Annotated in this window: 18 protein-coding genes; 6 read left to right on the forward strand and 12 right to left on the reverse strand. The window is 55.8% G+C overall.

The features are described from left to right. The first annotated feature begins 610 nt into the window (after positions 1-610). Positions 611-1015, forward strand: coding sequence for a hypothetical protein (locus ACFCTO_RS11575; RefSeq protein WP_292299911.1), 405 nt, complete (start codon positions 611-613; stop codon positions 1013-1015). 187 nt (positions 1016-1202) lie between these two features. On the opposite strand, the gene ACFCTO_RS11580 is transcribed toward ACFCTO_RS11575, so the two are convergent. The 3 genes from ACFCTO_RS11580 to ACFCTO_RS11590 form a co-directional block, all read right to left on the reverse strand. Then, positions 1203-2213, reverse strand: a complete 1011-nt coding sequence (locus ACFCTO_RS11580; protein ID WP_444321139.1) for an oxidoreductase — start codon at positions 2211-2213, stop codon at positions 1203-1205. Between the two features lie 575 nt (positions 2214-2788). Then, a complete protein-coding gene (locus ACFCTO_RS11585; RefSeq protein WP_020311799.1) occupies positions 2789-2983 on the reverse strand; it encodes a type II toxin-antitoxin system RelB/DinJ family antitoxin in 195 nt (64 codons plus the stop codon). Next, positions 2976-4037: a nicotinate-nucleotide--dimethylbenzimidazole phosphoribosyltransferase gene (locus ACFCTO_RS11590; protein WP_292299909.1), complete on the reverse strand. Its 1062-nt coding sequence runs from the start codon at positions 4035-4037 to the stop codon at positions 2976-2978. The genes ACFCTO_RS11585 and ACFCTO_RS11590 overlap by 8 nt, the downstream gene beginning before the upstream one ends. Positions 4038-4198: 161 nt before the next feature. Between ACFCTO_RS11590 and ACFCTO_RS11595 the strand changes: the two genes are divergently transcribed. Beyond that, positions 4199-5212 carry a LacI family DNA-binding transcriptional regulator gene (locus ACFCTO_RS11595; protein WP_292299908.1) on the forward strand — a complete coding sequence of 338 codons (1014 nt, stop codon included), beginning with the start codon at positions 4199-4201 and terminating at the stop codon, positions 5210-5212. A 438-nt stretch (positions 5213-5650) separates the two neighbouring features. Here ACFCTO_RS11595 and selA read toward each other — a convergent pair whose 3' ends face one another. From selA to purB, 7 genes are all read right to left on the reverse strand, one after another. Beyond that, positions 5651-7048, reverse strand: coding sequence for an L-seryl-tRNA(Sec) selenium transferase (selA, locus tag ACFCTO_RS11600; RefSeq protein WP_444321444.1), 1398 nt, complete (start codon positions 7046-7048; stop codon positions 5651-5653). Then, on the reverse strand, positions 7041-8963 hold the full coding sequence (gene selB / locus ACFCTO_RS11605) for a selenocysteine-specific translation elongation factor (protein ID WP_444321445.1): 1923 nt from the start codon (positions 8961-8963) through the stop codon (positions 7041-7043). The genes selA and selB overlap by 8 nt, the downstream gene beginning before the upstream one ends. Before the next feature lie 4 nt (positions 8964-8967). After that, a complete protein-coding gene (locus tag ACFCTO_RS11610) occupies positions 8968-9240 on the reverse strand; it encodes a putative Se/S carrier protein (RefSeq protein WP_292299905.1) in 273 nt (90 codons plus the stop codon). Continuing rightward, positions 9240-9497 (reverse strand): TIGR03905 family TSCPD domain-containing protein, encoded by a 258-nt coding sequence (locus tag ACFCTO_RS11615; RefSeq protein WP_020309835.1) that lies wholly within the window; start codon positions 9495-9497, stop codon positions 9240-9242. The genes ACFCTO_RS11610 and ACFCTO_RS11615 overlap by 1 nt, the downstream gene beginning before the upstream one ends. Before the next feature lie 26 nt (positions 9498-9523). Beyond that, entirely contained in the window at positions 9524-9844 is a 321-nt protein-coding gene (gene trxA, locus ACFCTO_RS11620; RefSeq protein ID WP_020309836.1) for a thioredoxin, read from the reverse strand. Between the two features lie 104 nt (positions 9845-9948). Then, positions 9949-11091, reverse strand: coding sequence for an aminotransferase class V-fold PLP-dependent enzyme (locus ACFCTO_RS11625; protein WP_302485872.1), 1143 nt, complete (start codon positions 11089-11091; stop codon positions 9949-9951). Between the two features lie 270 nt (positions 11092-11361). Next, positions 11362-12654, reverse strand: coding sequence for an adenylosuccinate lyase (gene purB / locus ACFCTO_RS11630; protein WP_020309837.1), 1293 nt, complete (start codon positions 12652-12654; stop codon positions 11362-11364). Between the two features lie 267 nt (positions 12655-12921). Here purB and ACFCTO_RS11635 point away from each other — a divergent pair, with 267 nt between their 5' ends. Next, entirely contained in the window at positions 12922-14178 is a 1257-nt protein-coding gene (locus tag ACFCTO_RS11635) for an RNA-guided endonuclease InsQ/TnpB family protein (RefSeq protein WP_499876930.1), read from the forward strand. 64 nt (positions 14179-14242) lie between these two features. Here the strand turns inward: ACFCTO_RS11635 and selD are convergent, their stop codons facing one another. After that, a complete protein-coding gene (gene selD, locus ACFCTO_RS11640) occupies positions 14243-15280 on the reverse strand; it encodes a selenide, water dikinase SelD (protein WP_444321390.1) in 1038 nt (345 codons plus the stop codon). A gap of 313 nt (positions 15281-15593) precedes the next feature. On the opposite strand from selD, the gene ACFCTO_RS11645 reads away from it, so the two are divergent. The 3 genes from ACFCTO_RS11645 to ACFCTO_RS11655 all read left to right on the forward strand — a co-directional run bounded on the left by ACFCTO_RS11645 (position 15594) and on the right by ACFCTO_RS11655 (position 18696). Then, complete coding sequence (locus ACFCTO_RS11645; protein ID WP_302485954.1) at positions 15594-16283, forward strand: hypothetical protein; 690 nt, start codon at positions 15594-15596, stop codon at positions 16281-16283. 237 nt (positions 16284-16520) lie between these two features. Then, on the forward strand, positions 16521-18026 hold the full coding sequence (locus tag ACFCTO_RS11650) for a sensor histidine kinase (protein ID WP_499876931.1): 1506 nt from the start codon (positions 16521-16523) through the stop codon (positions 18024-18026). Then, complete coding sequence (locus ACFCTO_RS11655) at positions 17998-18696, forward strand: winged helix-turn-helix domain-containing protein (protein ID WP_302485952.1); 699 nt, start codon at positions 17998-18000, stop codon at positions 18694-18696. The genes ACFCTO_RS11650 and ACFCTO_RS11655 overlap by 29 nt, the downstream gene beginning before the upstream one ends. 6 nt (positions 18697-18702) lie before the next feature. Here ACFCTO_RS11655 and ACFCTO_RS11660 read toward each other — a convergent pair whose 3' ends face one another. Beyond that, positions 18703-20091, reverse strand: a complete 1389-nt coding sequence (locus ACFCTO_RS11660; protein ID WP_302485951.1) for an NAD(P)/FAD-dependent oxidoreductase — start codon at positions 20089-20091, stop codon at positions 18703-18705. Positions 20092-20473: the final 382 nt, after the last annotated feature.

Raw genomic sequence — 20473 nt, forward strand, 5'->3', positions numbered from 1 at the left:
TTAAAAAAAGTGAAAAAGAGTGCTTGAATAACTATATACATAGCAAAGGTACATGTTTTTTTTGCCGACTGGATGCCGGTCTGTTTCGTGTACCTTTTTTACGTTTAGCGATAAAAAAGAGAATAGAACGATGAAATAGAATAAAAAAAAAGGGGGGGGGCTGTCGCACGAAGCCAAAATGGCTTAATGCGACAGCCCCTTTTTTTCTGTAGGGGCGACCACGTGGGGCGCCCGTTTACGCTTTTTAGTTGTTAGGGGCTAGGGGATGGTTTTAAATTTAAAGGTTTTCTCTGCAAACTACAAATGCTGTACTATAATATAAACCATAAAAGAAAAAGAACCTCGCAGGAGGGCATAAGCCTTCGTGCGACAGTCCAAAAGGGAGGTTTTCTCATGAAATTGAAAAAATGGCAGGCTTTGGATTACCTTCGCCTCGCCGGAATGGCAGGCCAAGCACCCCTGCTTCGTCCTGGCCCCTCAATACGATACGATCATCGTCGATGACAACTATCAGTACGGGCTGGAACTGGACCGGACCATCCATCTCGTCCAGCAGCTCTGCCGTCAATATTCCATCGATACGGACCGCATCTATAATACGGGGCAGTCCATGGGCGGCATGACATCCATCGCCATGGATGCCAAATATCCGGACTTCTTCGCCGGCTCTTACCTCGTCGCCTGCAAATGGGACGAAACCGTCACTTCGCCCTTAGGTCACCAGCATATCTGGGCCGTTACCTCCCAAGGTGACCCCGGTGCCAGCCCGAGCCTGGCAAAAATCATGGAAAACTTAGAAAAAGGCGGCGTCAAAGTAGCCAGCCAGACCCTCGACCCCACCCAGCCGCAAGACCAGGTCGACGCCCAGGCCGCTGCTCTCATCACGCCGGACTGCAGCCACTACCTGACCCAGTACCAAGGCGGCAGCCACCGCTCTACCTGGCAGCATGCCTACACCATGCAGCCCGCCTTAGAATGGCTTTTTGCTCAGAAAAAAACAGACCGTATTCATTGAAACATAATTCATAGCTGTCACATGAAGGCTTCTGCCATCGTGCGAGGCTCCTTTCTCTTTAAAGTTTGTAGTACGGAGTTTGTAGTTTATAGAAGACGACTTTAAATTTAAAAACCATTCACTAAAAACTACAAACTGCAAACTTAATACTCAAAAAGCGCTGTCTTCATGCGACAGCGCTTTTTTTCTACATGGACAAGATTTTTTGGTAAATCTGGTGGTCCCGGAGTGCCGCCCGGCCGATGCCGATGAGGTCGGCCTGCCCTTTTTCCAGGAAGGCTTCCGCTTCGGCGCCGTCGGCAATGCCGCCGGTCAGCAAGACGGGAAGGGTCGTCCCTTTTTTGGCTGCTGCCGATAATTCGGCAAAATATCCTGCTTCCGTATGACCAGGGCGGAAGAAGACGCTCATGCCGCCGGAAAGGCTGAGCATGTCGATGCCGGCCGTTTCAAAAATCTTAGCCGCTTCGCTGACATCACCGACGACGGCACCGCCATCCATATAATCGCTGCCGCCCAGGCGCAGGGAAAGGACAAAATCAGACCCGACCTGGCGGCGGATAGCCTGAATGATTTCAACGTGCAGCCGGGTCCGGCCAGCCAAGGTCTGGCCCGTATAGTCATCGGTCCGCTTATTGGTCACCGGCGAATAGAACTGGTCCAGCAGATAGCCATGGGCCGAGTGGATTTCCACGCCGTCGTAGCCGGCCTGCTGTGCCCGGACAGCGGCATCGACAAAGGCCTGGACGATGCGCTGGATATCGCCCTGCGTCATTGCCCGGGGAAATTCCGGCTGGCCCTGGACCGAAGCGGCCCGCGACGGATTGGAAACGGCACTGGCACTGATGACTTCCTGCCCCGTAATGGCCCGATGGGCAGCACTGCCGGCATGGCTGATCTGTGCCAGGATGGGTACGCCCTGAGCGTGGACAGCCGCCGTCAACCGCTGCAGTCCGGGAATATCGGCATCGGCCGCCAGCGACACCTGGTTGGCACTGGCCCGGCCTTCGGGCGAAACGAAACTGTGTTCCTGAATGATCAGGCCTGGACCGCTGCGGGCCATATCGCCATAATAAGCGACCAGCCCATCCGTCACCTGGCCTTTCGCCGACTTTTCCGTCGCCATCGGCGGCAGGACCAGACGGTTCTTCAAAACCAGAGACCCAACATTCAGCGTTTCATGTAATAACGGATACATCATCAAAATCCCTTCTTTCGTAAAAATAATTTAAAGTGGTTCGTGGCTCGTAGAGGCGGGCGCCCCACGTGGGCGCCCCTACTCGTGGTTCATGGTTCGTGGCTCGTACATTTAAGAACCCCTCAGTCCGCCTTCGGCGGCCAGCTCCCCTTCGCAGGAGAGCCTTTCGGACAGCAGGAGCTCAATGACGCGGTCAGATCCGCGCCGGATTTGCCGGGCCGGGAGAGACAGTGGCTCGTGGTTCGTGGCTCGTACATTTAAGAACCCCTCAGTCCGCCTTCGGCGGCCAGCTCCCCTTCGCAGGAGAGCCTTTCGGACCGCAGGAGCTCAATGACGCGGTCAAATCCGCGCCGAATTTGCCGGGTCGGGAGAGACAGTGGCTCGTGGTTCGTGGCTAGTGGCTCGTAAAACCGTCTACGGCCATCGACTTCTTGGCTTCTGCGTAAGGCATTGTTCGATATGGCACCATATGCAAGGCGGAGGAAGGAGTCATAGCGGGGCTATGGCGACTGACGACAACGCAGCAGATGGCGTCATAGCGGGCAAGGCATCGCAAAGGGCCAAGAAGCCGATGGCCGTCAAAAAGCATCCCATTCGGCGAAGCGTTCGTTCATGCGTTTTTTCTTGATTTTCTTGGTTTCCCCTTCGGCTGCAGCAAAGGGCATTTTCCCGGCCGCAATGGTCCGTTTATAAAAGAGTTCAACTGCTTGTTCTTCCGTCAGTCCCAGGCGCTCAAAGATGGCCTGGGCTTTTTTTCTCGTTTCTTCATCCATGCGTTTCATCTCCTTTGCGGTTGTCATGGCGGTCCTGGGCTTCCTGGTTGATGCCGTCCAGGGTAGCCATATGCCAGACGGCATACATCATGGTCTTCATGAGGACGACGCCCAAGACGGCCCCCGTCCCTTCACCCAGGGAGAGACCGGCCTGGATGGGCACGTCGTATTCATCGATGCCGCACAGGCGCAGGGCCTGGGCCATGCCGGGCTCCCGGGAAATATGGGACGGCAGGGCATAATCGCGGACGGCAGGTTTCATGGCGATGGCACAGGCCAGGGCTGTCGCCGTAATGAAGCCGTCGATATAAAAGGGAATCTTTTCGTCGGCACAGGCCATCATGGCGCCGCAGAGTGCTGCCAAATCAAAGCCGCCGACGCAGCGCAGGGCATCAGCCGGCGTCTGGATTTCTTTTTCATAGGCCTGTATGGCGGCTGCGATGACACGGCGCTTATGGAAGAGCAGTTTATAATTGCCCCGGGCCGAACCGAAGCCAGTCAGCCAGGACATCTTTTTCGGCGACAATGCTGTAAGGACAGCGGCAGACGTCGTCGTGTTGCCAATGCCCATTTCCCCGAATGACAGGAGATTGATGCCTTCTTTGGCCGCTGCCTGCACCCGTTCGCGGCCCGTCGCCATGGCTTGCGCCAGCTCTTCCCGGCTCATAGCCGGTTCGACGGCAAAGTTCTTTGTCCTCCTGGCGATCTTGCGGTCCAGTCCGACGGCATCATCACTGTCGATACCGACATCGACGACTTCATAAGGGATATCCTGGCTGCGGCAGAAACAGGTCACGGCCGACGTCCCCTGTACCATATGGCAGCTCTGCATATACGTGATATCCGACAACTGCGCGACGACACCGGCCCGGACGACACCGTTGTCGGCGGCAAAGATGATGTGTTTCGGCCGCAGCTCCCGATGAAAGGTCCCCCAGGCCAATAAAATCTGCTTGGCCTGCTTTTCCAAAAGTCCCAGGCTTCCCGGCGGCTTGGCCAGATTGTCGATTTGATGAAGGGCCTGGCGCCGGTAACGTTCTTTGCTCACTGTCATACACATCCTCTTTTCTCGTCTTAATCGCTTCTATTGTACCATGATTGCAAACGATTCGCGACTTACAACAAAAATGAATATTTGTTCATCCTGTAACACAGATTTCCTTGAAAAAACGTTTAATTTATGTCAAAATAAAAGCAAGAGTGGAGGTGGCCATCGTGTCCACAATTAAAGACATTGCCAAAGCTGCTGGCGTTTCCATCGCCACCGTTTCCATCGTCCTGAACGGCAAGGGCCGGGAACGGAAAATCTCGCAGGAAACACAACAGCGTATATACAAAATTGCACAAGACCTGAATTACGTCCCCAACCAGTCGGCCAAAAAACTGCGGTCGGCTAAAAAGGACAGCTATGCCATTGCCTTCTACTGGGCAACGGACTTCCGTATCAACTACCTGGCCCGCATCACCCTCGGCATCCAGGAAGAAATCATGAAACAGGACAAAGCCATTCATCTGACCGTCGTCCCTTATAAGGTCGACCAGCTGCAAAAACAGCTCGAAGCCATGCAGAATGAATTTTTCAACGGCATCATCATCGCGAATATGTCCAATAAAGATATGGACTACCTCAATTCCATCCATATCCCCTGCCCTGTCGTCCTCTTTAACCGGGAATCGGATAAATACAGCAGCGTCACCATGGACAACTATACTATCGGCTGCAACGTCGCCCAGCACTTCCTGGACAAGGGCATCTTCGACGCCGGCGTCCTGACCCATGACACGTCGTTCCCGATCATGCGCACGTGGATGCAGGGCTTCCTCGACACCTTCGCCAAGGCCGGCCACACCGTTCCGGAAGAAAACATCATCCTCTGCGATACGTCTTCATCGAGCGCTGTAGAAGCTACGAAGAAGCTCTACGAAGAAAAGCGGATGCCCCGGGCTATGTTCTGTGAATCCGACGTCCTGGCCCACGGCATACTCTATGCCTGCCATGAACTGGGAATCTCGATTCCCCAGGACGTAGAGGTCTTCACCATTGGGATCAACATGGCTCAGTTCAACGATTACGCCATTCCCTCCCTGTCCCGCGTCGATATTCCCATGGGCGAAATCGGTCAGCACTGTCTGCACCTCATGGTCGACCTTATTGAAAAGAAAAAACCGAATCCTACGGTCCAGTTCGTAGAAGGAAAAGAAATCATCGGCCAATCATCCCCGCGGTAAGGGGTGTAAAAAGGGCTTGTCGCACGACGACAAGCCCTTTAAAGTTGTTAGTGGCTAGTTGTTAGTTGTTAGCGGATGGGTTTAAATTTAAAGGTTTTCTCTGCAAACTACAAACTCTGTGCTACAAACTATAAAGTAAACGGGGCCGCGCATGATGGTAGAAGCCTTCGTGCGACAGCCCCTTTTTTAGTGGCTAGTGGCTAGTGGCTAGGGGTTCGTAGGGGCCGTCCTGAGCCTTTTTGGCCCGTCAGGTGCCGACCAACGAGAGGCGCAAGACGGTTGCCAAAACGGACAGCTGTGGCTAGGCGGCCCGTCTGACCAAATGGGGATGCATCTCACGGTAAATGGCGGAAAGTTTCGTGATTCGCGCCTCGTTTTTGTATGGACGCCACGTAGGGCGCCCGCTCATACATGATGGCAGAAACCTCCACGCGACGCTCAAACGCCCAACGCTTCCCGCACGATGCGGGCGACGTCCGGGAATTCGTCGTCGCTGATGGTGCGCAGGGACAGGACGACGGCACAGTGCTGGACGCGGGCGATGATGGGGATGTCGGCCTGGCGCAGGCGCTGTTCCAGTTTTTCCGCCGACAGGTCATAGGGATCAATGGCCAGGGCCCAGCCCGGCAGGACGGCATCGGGGCAGGCGCCGCCGCCGACACAATCGTCTACACGGCGCAGGGAAACGCAGGCCGGCAGGTCATCTGTATGCAGGGCCTGCAACAGCCGTTCCGCCCGTCCCCGCGTCTCTTTCTTCGTCTGGGCCAGGCAGTACAGCGTCGGGATCTGGCAAACGGCCGTACCGTCGCGATAGGTCTGCAAAGTCCCTTGCAAACCGGCCAGGGTCATCTTATCGACGCGCAGGGCCCGCAGCAGGGGATGGTGTTTCATGGCATCCAGATAGGCGGCTTTACCGACGATGATACCCGCCTGAGGGCCGCCCAGGAGCTTGTCGCCGCTGAAAGTCACGACATCGCAGCCAGCGTCCAACACTTCCCGGACCGTCGGTTCATGAGGCAGTCCCCATGCGGCCAAATCGACGAACAGGCCGCTGCCGACATCGTTGATGCAGGGCAGGCCGTGGTCATGGGCCAGGCGGGCCAGGTCCGAAGCGGAAACACTCTCGGTAAAACCGATGATGCGGTAATTACTGGTGTGGACCTTCATGAGGGCCGCCGTATCTTCGCCGATGGCCCGTTCGTAGTCGGACAAATGAGTCTTGTTGGTCGTACCGACTTCGCAGATACGGCCGCCGCTCTGTTCGATGACGTCGGGAATCCGGAAGGAGCCGCCGATTTCGACGAGTTCCCCCCGCGACACGACGACTTCCCGGCCGGTGGCCATGCTGGACAGGGTCAAGAGGACGGCAGCGGCATTGTTATTGACGACGATGGCATCTTCGGCACCGGTCAGCTCACAGAGAAGTTCCCGGACGTGGTCATAGCGCGATCCCCGCTTGCCGGAAGCCAGGTCGTATTCTAAATTGCTGTAATGGCAGACCAGATTGGCAATGTGACGGGCCAGGTCCGGACTGAAAACAGCCCGGCCCAGATTCGTATGCAGGACCGTTCCGGTAGCGTTGATGACCCGGCGCAGATGGCCCGTTTCTTCTGCCTGCAGGCGGGAGACGACGGCCCGGTCAAAGTCATCGCCGGAAAAAGGCTGTTCCCACTGGCCGGCCAAGATGGCCTGACGCCGTTCATCCAATACGTTCCGGACGGCATCGCGGACAGCCTGGCGCGATTTCCGCTCCTGCCAGGTCAGCAGTACCGGCCGCTGCAGTAAATGGTCTACATCGGGCAGCTGACGGAGCAGCTGCTGTCGTTCTTCATCCATGGTCATTCTCCCCTTTTATTTCATATTTCCGGGCTGCCGGTCCGGCCAGGCGCCCGTCGGCAACGCGGCGGGTAATGCCACAGCGGTCCATATATTCCAGGATGAGCAGGGCCTGCTGGCGGCTGACTCCCAGGACATCGCGAAAATCGCCGAGTGTCAGCGGACAGCCTGATTGCAGATACCGGCAGGCCGCTTTAGCGGCTTTCATCATGTAGCGCTTCGACAAGATGAAATCAGGCGATAAGAAGACGAGACTCTTGCCGTTGAGGGCATCGGCGACGGCCTGGGCTTCCCGGCCCAAAGCCCGGACGTCGCGGACCGGGACGGGCACATAGCCGCTGTGGTCCAGCTTCTTTTCAATAGCCGACTGCAATTTCCGCTGAGACGGAGAAAAGGTGATACGGAATTGTTTCGCCGCTACGCACTGGCGGGACAGGCGGCAGACGCCGCCAGCCGTCAGCAGCCGCAATAGGGCCGTCCCGTCATTTTCATCGAGATGCAGGCGGCTCCGGAAGGCCGGCTGGGGAATCCCAGGCTGCAGCGGTTTCTCTCTATGATAGGCCAGGAGGACTTGCAGGGCCTTGGCCTGCCAGGTCTTATAGACATCACCGTGGATATAGCCCTGACGGGTCCGGCGGACAATCCCATTTTGCCGCAAATGGTCCAGGGCCAGTTCGACCTTGTCCAAAGGCAGGTCCGTCGCCCCGGCAATGACGTCAGCCTGGGTAAAGGGGACCTGGCGCAGGCGCAGGAAGCCGGCGACGACGTCGTCCGTCAGACCGGCATCGCGGGCTTCCAGGCTGGTCACGACGTCGTCTTTGAAGCGGCGGTGTTTCTGCGGATGGGCGTCGAGGATTTCCCCGCCGGCTACGGTATGCATGGGCGAAAAGGTCCGCAGGATGAAACGGTCCCCAGCCTTGACATAGATTTCATCCTGCTCCAGGCGCAGCTGCAAAAAGCCCTCCGTCCCCGGCGCAATCTGTTCGGCTCCCAAGGGTACGATGCGGGCCATGACTTCCCGCGTCCCGACGAGGAGGCGCATGCGCTGCCATAGAAAAAGGGGCTGCGCGTCAGCCAGGCAGGTCACTTTGACATCGATCATCCGCGTCGCTGTAAAATCCGGCGCCGTACAGAGGACGTCACCGCGATGGATGGCGCCACAGGAAATGCCTGCCAGGTTCAATGCCGTCCGCTGCGGCGGGTCGGCCCGCAGGACATCCTGCTCGTGGACCTGCATATTGCGGATGCGCAGGCGCCGGCCGCCGGGATAAAGCCAGACTTCGCGGCCATTCATCATGGGGCCGTCGATGAGGGTCCCCGTGACGATAGTCCCGAATCCCTTGATGGAGAACGACCGGTCGACGTTGAGACGGCCCATCCCCTGAGCGCTTTCCATGGGCAGCGTCGCTGCCATGGCCTGGATTTCATCGACCAGTTCTGTCAGGCCGCGGCCGCTGACGGCATCGGTGACGACAATAGGTGCCCCTTCGGCTGCCGTATCGGCCAGATTCTGTCGGATATCCTGCAGGGTCAGGCTGAGCAGCATGTCGTCGACGGTGTCGGCCTTGGTGACGACGATGATGAATTTATGCACGCCAAGAAGGGTCAAGATGTCGAGATGTTCTTTCGTCTGCGGCATGACCCCTTCGTTGGCATCGACGACGAGCAGGACCAGATTGAGGCCCGGCAGGCCGGCGACCATATTCTTGATGAACTTTTCATGACCCGGTACATCGACGATGCCGGCCCGCGTACCGTCAGGCAGGTCGAGCCAGGCAAAGCCCAGGTTGATGGTCAATCCCCGTTTCTTTTCTTCCGCTGTCGTATCCGTATCGATCCCGGTCAGGGCCCGGACCAGCGTCGTCTTGCCATGATCGACATGGCCGGCCGTCCCGATGACGATATGTCTGGCCATAATATCACCCTTCTCTGATTTTAGTGTACGTAACGGTCAGGCCCTGGCGGCAGGCATGATATAAAGCGACCCATGCCAGCCCCTCCTCATCGAGGAGAGCTGTCAGGGCCGCTTCATCAACCAGTTCATAGCGCAGGGAAAAGCCGCACGACGCGTCGAGCTTCCCCGGCGTCGGAATGATGCGCACAGCCAGGCCGGCTGCCTTGGCCAGCTTTTCGCCTTCCATAGCCTGCCGTGTCGACGACACCAGGGCGACGCCATAGACTGACTCCGCCATCAGGCGCCTTGTTTCAAGGCCTGTTCGACGGCGATGGCCAGTTGATCGGCACAGGAGGTACCGCGGTCACCGCAGGGATTCCCTTTCAGGAGCTTTACGGCCCGGGCGGCATCGGTATCTTCCAACAACTTGCTGAGAGCCAGTGTATTGCCGGGACAGCCGCCTACGAAATGGACGTCATGCAGTTTGCCGTCTTCCAGGCTGAAGGTAATCTGACGGGCACAAGTCCCCTGGGTCATATAGGAATAATTTTTCATGAAAATCCTCCTCCGGCGCCAGCTGCTTATTTGAGCAAAGCGTCTAATTTTTCTTTCAATACATTGTCCGGGACGACGCCGATGACGCGGTTGACCACTTTCCCGTCTTTGAAGAAGACCAGGTTCGGGATCGTGGCGACTTCATAGGCCTGGGCTACGCCCGGATTTTCGTCGACATTGATTTTGCCGATCTTAATCTTGCCGGCATATTCTTCGGCCAGATTGGCGATGACCGGTCCCATCATCTGGCACGGGCCGCACCAGTTAGCGAAAAAGTCGACCATGACCGGCTGGCTGCTGTTCAATACTTCCTGCTGAAAATTATCGGCTGTGAATTTATATTCCATGAGAGATTCCACCTTTCTTTTGACTATTTGTCTTTTATAACTATATCCATTATATATTACTATACCAAAGCAGTCAAGTTTTCCTGATGGATTGCCAGAAAATCTTACATCGCCGCAATGGCCCGCAAGGCCCGGACAGCGGCCCGGACGTCGTCAGCCGTCGTGAACTGGGAAAAAGAAAAGCGTACCGTTCCCTGGACGGCCGTCCCCAGGGCCTGATGGATGAGGGGCGCACAGTGATAGGCCGGGCGCGTCGCCATCTGATATGTCTGCCAAAGGATGTCGCTGACGACGGCCGATTCAGCATCGCCGACATTGAGGCTGTAGACGCCGACGCGGGGTCCGGAAAAGTCGCCATACAGGCGGATACCCGGGATGGCCTGGACGGCAGGTACGAAAATCCGGGCCAGTGCTTCCTGATGAGCAGCCGCAGCGGCGACGCCACCATCCAGGAGCTGCTTTATCCCGGCGTCGAAGCCGGCAATGCCCGCTACGTTGGCCGTACCCGCTTCAAAGACACCGGGGACAGCCGACGGCTGCTCCCGCTCGAAGGAATGGACGCCGTCGCCGCCGGTGATGTACGGCGTCACAGCAGCATCGCGGCGGATGACGATGCCGCCCGTCCCGCCTGGCCCGTAAAGCGATTTATGGCCCGTAAAGCAGGCTGCCGTGACGATGCCATCGGATAAGTCGACGTCGATGGCACCGGCTGTCTGGGATACATCGACGATGAGCCCCAGATGGTGACGCTGGCAGAAGGCCTTGATACGGGGCAGGTCCAAAACATTGCCGGTCACGTTCGACGCGTGGTTGCAGACGAACCATTTCGTCCGCGGTGTCAGCCGTTCTTCCATGGTGTCATACTGCAAGGCGCCGCCGGGACTATCGCTGGCGATGAAAGCCAGGGATACGCCTTGGGCTTCCAGCTGGTAAAGCGGCCGCAGGACGGCATTGTGTTCCCACGACGTCGTCAAAACGCCGTCGCCGGGATGGATGAGCCCTTTGAGGACCATGTTCAGGGCTGCCGTCGAGTTATGCGTAAAGGCGACATCGTATTCCGGGCCGCAGTGGAACAAGGCCTTTACATCATCCTTGGCCTGCAAGACGATGCCATAGGCCTTCAGGGCGTAGCCATGGGCCCCGCGGGACGGGTTGCCCACGGTTCCCGATGACAGGACATTATAAACGGCCCGGGCGACGGCCTCCGGCTTCTGCGCCGTCGTCGCCGCATTATCGAAATAATACATAAAATCACCTCCTGAGGGATTCGTGGCTCGTAGTTCGTGGTTCGTAGGGGCCGCCCAAAGGGCGGCCCGGCTCTCCTGTTAGGAGAGCTGTCAGCGCAGCTGACTGAGAGGTTAACCGCTCCGGCCCTTTGAGCCACCTCTCCTGTTAGGAGAGGCTTTCGTGGATGCAGATTTCCGAGACAGCAAAAAAGGGCTTGCCGCACGACGACAAACCCTTTTTTACATATCCTCGGGGCGGGCTCGCCACGTGCGAGCCCCTACAAACTATTTTTAAATTCCGAAACGTGCGAAGATGGTGTCGACGTGGCTGAGCATCTTCTTGACGTCGAAGCAGCCTTCGATTTCTTCGGCTGTCATGTATTTCGTGACGTCTTCGTCTTTTTTCAGGTTTTCCAGGAAGTCTTCCCCTTCGAGCCAGCGTTTCATGGCATTGCGCTGAACCCAGCGGTATGCCTGTTCGCGGACAGCGCCTTTTTCAACGAGCGTGTTGAGGATGATCGGGCTGTAGATGAGGCCGCCAGTGAGGTTGAGGTCCTTCATCATCTTGTCCGGATAGACCAGGAGCTTGTCGATGACGCGGGTGAAAGTCTGGAGCATGTAGTCCAGAGCGATAGTGCTGTCCGGCAGGATGACGCGTTCGACAGACGAATGGGAAATGTCGCGTTCGTGCCAGAGCGCGACGTCTTCCAAAGCAGCCTGGGCGTTGCCGCGGATGACGCGGGCCAAGCCGCACATGCGTTCACAAGTGATAGGATTGCGTTTGTGAGGCATGATGGAAGAGCCTTTCTGTTTGGGGCTGAAGTATTCTTCGGCTTCGCGGACTTCCGTGCGCTGGAGGTGACGGATTTCCGTAGCCATCTTGTCGATGGAGCTGGCAATGACAGCCAGGGTCGTTACGTATTCAGCATGGCGGTCGCGCTGCAAGGTCTGCGACGAAATCGGCGAAGCAGCGATGCCGAGATGTTCGCAGACATATTTTTCAACAAAGGGATCAATGTCGGCATAGGTACCGACAGCACCGGAGATCTTGCCGACGGAAATCGTTTCCTTGGCGTGTTTCATGCGGTCGATGTCGCGTTCGATTTCAGCCATCCAGTTGCACAGCTTGAGGCCGAACGTCGTCGCTTCGGCATGGATGCCGTGGGTACGGCCGATGCACGGCGTATATTTGAATTCAACGGCGCGGCGGCGCAATACGGCGTGGAAGTTTTCCAGGTCCTTGATGAGGATGTCCGAAGCCTGTTTGAGCATGTAGCCCAGAGCCGTGTCTTTGACGTCTGTCGAGGTCAGGCCGAGGTGTACATATTTACCGGCTTCGCCGATATTTTCCGAAAGCGTCGAGACGAAAGCCGCAATGTCATGGTGTGTTTCCGCTTCGATTTCATGGATGCGGTCGACAGAAAAAGCAGCTTTTTCGCGAATTTCCTTAGCCGCTTCTTTCGGGATGTTGCCCAGTTCGGCCTGTGCTTCACTAGCCAGGATTTCGACCTGTTTCATCGTATCCCATTCATTGTATTCTGTCCAAATATGACCCATTTCCGGTTTCGTATAGCGTTCAATCACAGTTGATCTCTCCTTTGTAGTTGACATGAGTACGGTAAAAAAACTCACCAACTTTATTATACACTATCTATGGGGCTGAAGGTAGCCGTTTTTACAAGTTTTATCATAGTTTCGCCAGAAGACTCCTTCCTCTTTTTAGGTAGGGGCATCAATGGCGATGGATTTCGCAGGTTCGATGCCTGCGAAATCCACCCTACGTCTTTTCCATCTTAGCCTTTTCACTTCGTCTACGGTATAATGGTAGGTAACAGAGGAGGTGAATCCTAGATGTACTTGACGCAATCGAATGTCATCCGCGGCTTGTCGAAACAAGAGTATACGATGCTCCGGGAAATGTGCCAATACAGCAATAATCTGTACAATGTAGCGGTCTATACGATTCGGCAGCATTACTTCGATACCCAGCAATTCTTGCGGTACGAAGAAAATTACCCCATCTGCAAGAAAAATGAAAACTACGGCTTGTTGCAGGCTGGTGTTTCTCAACAGATATTGAAGGTAGCCGACCGCAGTTTTCGGTCCTTTTTCAGCCTTTTAAAGAAAGTAAAGTCTGGAGACTATGGCTCAAAGGCTGTCCGCCTGCCACACTACCGTGAAAAAGGGGGCTTGTTCCATCTCGTTTTGTCGACAGCCGCCATCAATATTAAGGATGGTTTCCTGACGGTGCCGATGAGCCGTGAATATATGAAACGCCATCACGGCCATCGGATTCGGATTCCTGTTCCCGACAGGCTGAAGGATAAGACGATTCAGGAAGTCCGCATCTGTCCTATGTATGGCGGACGGTATTTCAAGATTCAGTATTGCTACTTACAGGACCCGGAACCAGTGAAAACCTCGCCAGACCGTGTCCTAGCTATCGACTTGGGCCTGGACAATCTGGCCGCCTGCGTTACCAATACGGGGACGTCGTTCCTCATGGACGGTCGTAAACTCAAATCTATCAACCAGTATTGGAACAAACGCAAAGCCAGACTCCAAAGCATTGCCGCCAAGCAGGGCCAGAATACGACGAACCAGCTCTGTCAGTTAGCGAAGAAACGCCATTTCCGGATGCAGGACATCCTTCGCAAGACAGCCCGCTATATCCTCGATTTTTGCATCAGTCATCAGATAGGGGCCCTTGTCTGCGGCTATAATCGCGATTTCAAACGAGGACTAAAGCTGGGCAAAGTGACGAATCAGCATTTCACTCAAATCAACCTGAGCTATCTGCGTAGTACCTTGAAACACCTGTGTGAACGCTATGGGATAACCTATCTGGAACAGGAAGAATCCTATACCTCTCAGGCCAGCTGCCTGGATTTGGATGATATTCCCGTATACCAGCCGGATGCCCCCTATACAGGAACGTTCAGCGGGAAACGAATCCGGCGCGGCCTGTACCGCTTCGCCAACGGCAGGACGGCCAATGCCGACATCAACGGCGCCGCCAATATACTTCGTAAAAGTAAGCAGAACTTCGATTTCGAGGGACTGTGTAAGGGGCTTTTGGACAGCCCTTTGAGAATAAGGCTATCCTGATTTCAGGAGGAAACTTAAACAGCAACCTTCTCAAGAATCTCCCGCTTCTATAAGCGGGAGAGGTTCAATCGATTACGATGGACCATTTGTCCCGCTCGGTCACATAGCCGACGACGGCCGCACAGGGAATCGAGTCTTTCAAGGCTTTTTCCAGGGCCGGTGCGTCCTTTTCAGCGACAGCGATGAGCAGGCCGCCCGAAGTCTGGGGATCGTAGAGGATGTCCATGAAGCGCTTATCAGCGCCGTCCGCCTTGACGCGTCCCGCAGCAAAGTCGCGGTTGCGGTAGGCTCCAGCCGGGATCAGCCCCATGGCTGCCATGTCCAATGCCTGTTTATGGTAGGGAATGGCGTCACTCTGAAAATGAATCGTCGTTCCACTGCCGTCGGCCATTTCACAGGCATGGCCGAGCAGGCCGAAGCCCGTAACGTCGGTACAGCTGTGGACGTCGTAGCCGACCATGATGTCGCGGGCCCCTTTATTGAGCTGGGCCATCTGGTCGTAGAGCTGCTGCAGGAGCGGCTTGGCCACGAAATCGCCCTGGGCTGCCGTCATGAGGATGCCCACGCCTAAGGGCTTGGTCAGGATGAGGACATCGCCAGGCCGGGCCGACGAGTTGCGCAGCAGTTTCTGCGGATGGACGAAACCCGTGACGGACAAGCCGTATTTCGGTTCCTTGTCTTCGATAGTATGGCCGCCGGTGATGATGACACCGCCTTCATAGGCCTTCTGGTAGCCCCCTTCGAGGATAGCCCGGATGGCTTCGCGGCCCATGGACAGATTGACGCACATGACGTTCATGGCCAGTTTGGCTTCGGCTCCCATGGCATAGACGTCGCTCAGGGCGTTGGCCGCCGCAATTTGACCGAATAAATAAGGATCGTCGACGATAGGCGGGAAGAAATCGACCGTTTGGACGACAGCCAGATCGTCGCTCACCTGATAGACCGACGCGTCGTCGCTCTTATCATAGCCAACGAGGAGGCGGTCATCTTTGTGTGTTGGAAGCCCGTCCAACAATTGAGCCAGTGTCCCTGGCCCTAACTTAGCGCCTCAACCGGAGCAGGACGCCATTTGAGTCAATTTCAAACGTTCATCGTTCATGGTAGATACCTCCTTGATGTTACAGTATTCAGAATAAGGTCATCGTACAAAGACGGCCTTGTTTTACGTAGGTCGTAGGTCGTTCATCGTTAGTCGTAAGCGCTTTAAAAACCGTTTCATCACGACGAACGATGAACTACGAACGAACAACTTTCAAGGCAACGAGCTCACGCATGACAGCATATAACCCGCCCCACAACCATTATACTATATTTATGTAATTCTTACGGCCTGGTTTAGCTCGATTTTAGATTTATCCGTTATACTGTCCTCGTAGTCAAGAATAAGTGATTGAAGACAGGAGGAATTCATCATGACCCAGGAAAAATGGCAAGATACACTCGTTTCGATTAAAAATAAAGTCTGCACGGCCCGCAATGCAAAAATCGCTGCTGCCTTCTGCGTCGTCTGCGTCGTAGCCACAGCCGGCGGCCACTACTATCTGCACCAGCAGCATCTGGCCCGTCACGCCGAACGGGTCGACGCCATGGCCCAGATGACCAAGGCCCAGGCCGACCAGCACAACATCTCCCTCATCAGCGAAGACCAGGCCTGCGCCGCTGCCGCCCAGGCCATCGGCAAAGACGAAAGTGAACTGACGTTCAAAGAAATCGCCCTCTTCGATATGAACAGTGCCAAACACGGTCCGAAAGACGGCCGCAAAGGCGACCGCAAAGAAAAGCCGAAAGCCAAAGACCGCAAAGGCGATGAAAGAGGCGAACAGCGCGGACCGGAAGGCATGAAAGCCGGTCGTCCTGGCGCAGACGCCGCTGCCGGGGCTACGGCCAAAGCCGCAGCAGACGGCCAGGCCGACAAACAAGTCGTCCCCATGACACCGCCCCAGGGCCAGCCGGATAGGAATGGCCAGCCGCCGCAGGGCGCTATGCCGCAAAACGCCTTCCACCCCATGTATAAAGTCCGCGTCACATCCGGCTCCGTCCGCTATGACGTCCTCGTAGACGCCACTAACGGCACCATCATCCATACAGAAATTGAAGATTAGCTTGATACAAAAGAGGCTGTCGCATTAAGACAGCCTCTTTTGTAGTTTTAAGTTTGTAGTTTGTAGTTTTTAGTTTTCTACAAACTACAAACTCCATGCTACAAACTATAGAGAAAAAGGAGCCGCGCATGATGGCAGAAACCTTCGTGCGACATCCCCCTACGAGCCATGAGCCACTAGCCACGAGCCACGAATCACTCTATAATGAAACTATCACTACGAAAGGATGGCCTGTTTATGCTGCATATACGTGATATTTCACTGCGACACCGCCTGCTCATCACTAATTTTACCATGGTCTTTGTTCCCATCGCTATTTTGACGGCCCTGGGATTCCTGCTCATCTCAGGACTCCGCTTTTCATCGCCTCACAATGATTTGACGACGTTATGGCCGGAAAAGGGGCCGGCCCTGTCCATCCAGTATACGGTCAGTTCCCTTCGCGTCAAGGCCGAACGGCCTGGGCCGTTAAAGGTCAAGGATATGCGCGAAGACTGCCGGGTCCTGGAAGACCTGGGCATTGCCACGGCCATCGTCCGCAACGACCAGGTCGCCTATATCACGCCGGGCATCGACTTTTATGGTCTGGCCGACAGGGTCCTGAAAAAAGCCCATGGCCAGCAGACGGTCATGACCTGGGACGGCGACGGTTTCTTTTTCCGCTACACGTCCCCCCACAGCGGGACGACGGTCATCGCTGCCGGCAATACGCCGTTCATCGCTAAAAGCGGCATCCGCGAAGGCATGGGCAAGGGCGTCATGCAAATGCTGCTCCTGTTCATCGTCGGCACGGCCAGCGCCATCATCATCGCCTGCGGCTTCATCCTGTCCCGCGTCTTGTCCCGCCAGATACTGACGCCGCTGGCAGCGCTTCGGACAGCGGCAGCTGAAATCGAGAAAGGCAATCTCGACTACGAACTCCGCCTGTCGTCGCGCGATGAACTCGGCCGGACCTGTGAAGCCTTCGACCACATGCGCCGCCAGCTGCGCTCAGCCCGCCTGGCCCAGGAAAAGTATGAGCAGAACCGCAAAGAGCTCATCGCCGGCATCTCCCATGACCTGTCGACGCCCCTGACCCTGCTCAAAGGCTATGCCAGCGGCATCCTGGTCGGCATCGCCAAGACCGCTGAAAAGCGCCATCATTACGTCGAGCTCATCTACCAGAACGCCTGCACCCTGGAAAAACTCGTCGACAGGCTGTTCCTCTTTTCCAAACTCGACTTGGGCCAAGTATCCTTTATGATGGAACGGGTATCGCTGCGCGATTATTTCGCTGATTTCGCCGCCGAAAACACGGAACGCCTGGCCGAGCGGGGCCTCATCCTGCACTATTCGCCGCCAGCCGGTCCGGCCTGGACAGCTATCGACAGGATGCAGTTCCAGCGGGTCATCGACAACCTATTAGAAAATGCCCTGAAATATAAAGAGGGCCCTACAGTCACCATGGACCTGCACCTCGCCGAAACGCCGCAGGCCGTCGTCCTGACCGCAGCCGACCACGGGCCAGGTGTCCCGGCGGCAGACCTGCCCCGCTTATTCGACAGTTTTTACCGGACCGATGCCGCCCGGACGGACGTCCAAAAGGGCAGCGGCCTGGGCCTGGCCATTGCCAAACAAATCATTACGACCCTGCACGGCCAGATCCATGCAGAAGCAACACCCGGCGGCGGCCTGACCGTCGTCATCACCTTGCCGCGGATAGAGGAGGAATACTATGAAACGGATTCTGATCATCGAAGATAACTTAGAAATTGCCGAACTGGAACGGGATTTTCTCGAAGCCAGTGCCATTGAGAGCGTCATCGAAACGGATGGTACGAAAGGCCTGGAACGGGCTCTGCAGGAAAATTTCGACCTCATCCTGCTGGACATCATGCTGCCCGGGACCGACGGCTTTCACATCTGCCGCCGCATCCGCGAGGAAAAGGAAGTCCCCATCCTGATGGTATCGGCCAAGCGGGAAGACATGGACAAGATACGCGGCCTGGGCCTCGGTGCCGACGACTACATCATCAAACCCTTCAGCCCGACAGAGCTCGTAGCCCGCGTCAAGGCCCACATCACACGTTATGAACGGCTCATGGGCAAGGCCCAGCAGAAAGCGGCCGATGGCGAAGTCATCCGCAGCGGCGACCTGGAAATTTATGTCGATAAGCACCGGGTCTACGTCAAAGGAGAAGAAATCGCCCTGACCAACCGCGAATTCGAGCTCCTCGTCTTCCTGGCCAAGCATCCCGGCCTGGTCTTCAGCCGGGACCGACTCTTCGAGCGCGTCTGGGGCCTCGACGCCGAAGGCGACACGGCGACAGTCATGGTCCACATCAACCGTATCCGCGAAAAAATAGAACCGGACCCGGCCAAACCCATCTACATCGAGACGGTCTGGGGTGCCGGATACCGGTTCAAAGAATGACGCTATTTACTTTTCTTCCCGCCGCAGGATTTCCTGACCGACTGTCACGCCGGTTGCCGAAGCCTGTACCAGGCCGCGGGTGATGCCGGCGCCATCGCCGATGGCAAAGAAGTTGGGAATCTTCGTTTCCAGGACATGGCTCAATTCCAGCCGGTTCGAGTAGAACTTGGCTTCCACGCCGTACAGCAGGGTATGGCGCGAATTGGCACCAGGTGCTACGGCATCGAGGGCTTCCAGCATTTCCTTGATATCCTGCATATGACGGTACGGCAGGACCAGCGATAAGTCCCCTGGCGTCGCATTGGGCATGGTCGGCCGGACCAGGCCCCGCTGGATGCGTTCCGGCGTCGACCGCCGCCCGTCGAGGAAGTCTCCCAGGCGCTGGACGATGACGCCGCCGCCGAGGATATTGGCCAGGTTGGCGATGTATTTCCCGTATTTGATTGGTTCATGGAAAGGTTCCGTGAATTTCTTGGATACGAGGATGGCGAAATTCGTGTTTTCGCTCTTCTTGTGAGCATAACTGTGGCCGTTGACCGTGAGCAGGCCGTCGTTATTCTCTTCGACGACGAAACCATAAGGGTTCATACAGAACGTGCGGATCCGGTCGTCAAAGGATTTGCTGAAATAGATGAGCTTCGATTCATAGACGACGTCGGTAATCGTTTCCAGGACTTCTGCCGGCATTTCCACGCGGACGCCGATATCGACGGCATTGGACGTCAGCTTGAGGCCCATCTTTTCGACTTCGTGGACGAACCATTCCGACCCTTCCCGGCCCGGTGCGCTGACCAGATAGCGGCAGGCGTAGAACTGGCCGCCGATGAGGACGCCTTTGATTTCCCCTTTTTCTTCGACGATGTGATCGACTGCCGTATCGGCCATGATATCGACTTTCCCTTCCAGGAAATCGCGCATATTGGTCAGGATCTGGGCATTGACATCGGTCCCCAGATGGCGGATGCGGGCCGGGATGAAGCGCAGGTCAGCAGCAGCCGCTTTGCGCTTGATATCGCGGATACATTCCTTGTTTTCATCGCCATAGACCTTGCGGCCGGCGCCGCCAAAGCGGCAGTAGACGTCGTCGACGTAACGTATCTTATCCATGAGGTCGGCCTTGGACATATAGTCGTCGAGATTGCCGCCGTATTCCGTCGTCAGCGTCAGTTTGCCGTCACTGAAGGCACCGGCGCCGCCCCAGCCACAGACGACATTGCGCATCTTATCCTTGGGCAGGGCCTTCTTGTTCAGGCTCGTCGCAATGCGCTCCCGTATATCCTGTCCCTTTTCGACCATGAGGATCTTAAATCCTTTATCGGCCAGTTCCAGTGCCGTAAAAATACCGGCCGGACCGGCCCCGATGATAATGACATCATATGTCTTTACTGCATGCATAATCACACATCCTTTGACTAGAGGCCTGCCGCAAAGCGACAGTGCTTTTTTACGTTCGTCGTAGGTCGTTCATCGTAGGTCGTAAAGAATTAAAATTTTTTGATCACGATGAACGATGAACTACAAACGAACTACGATTATGATAATAGGATCACGCCTGATGGCAAAAACCACCTCGAAACAATCCCCACGCCTCACGCTATCATATTGTGAAAAGAAAGTCAACCTATGCTATAATGAGGTAAAACGCTATAGAAAGGATGATGACTTATGGTGCTAGCATATAAATAGGACAAGTCAAACTGAGGTTTTCCATAAAGTGATACAATAAAAGTATATATAGGGGGCCTTAGTATGACGAAGTTCAACAAACAATTCAAAG

The sequence above is a fragment of the Megasphaera indica genome (assembly GCF_046614755.1).
Classification (GTDB): domain Bacteria; phylum Bacillota; class Negativicutes; order Veillonellales; family Megasphaeraceae; genus Megasphaera; species Megasphaera intestinihominis.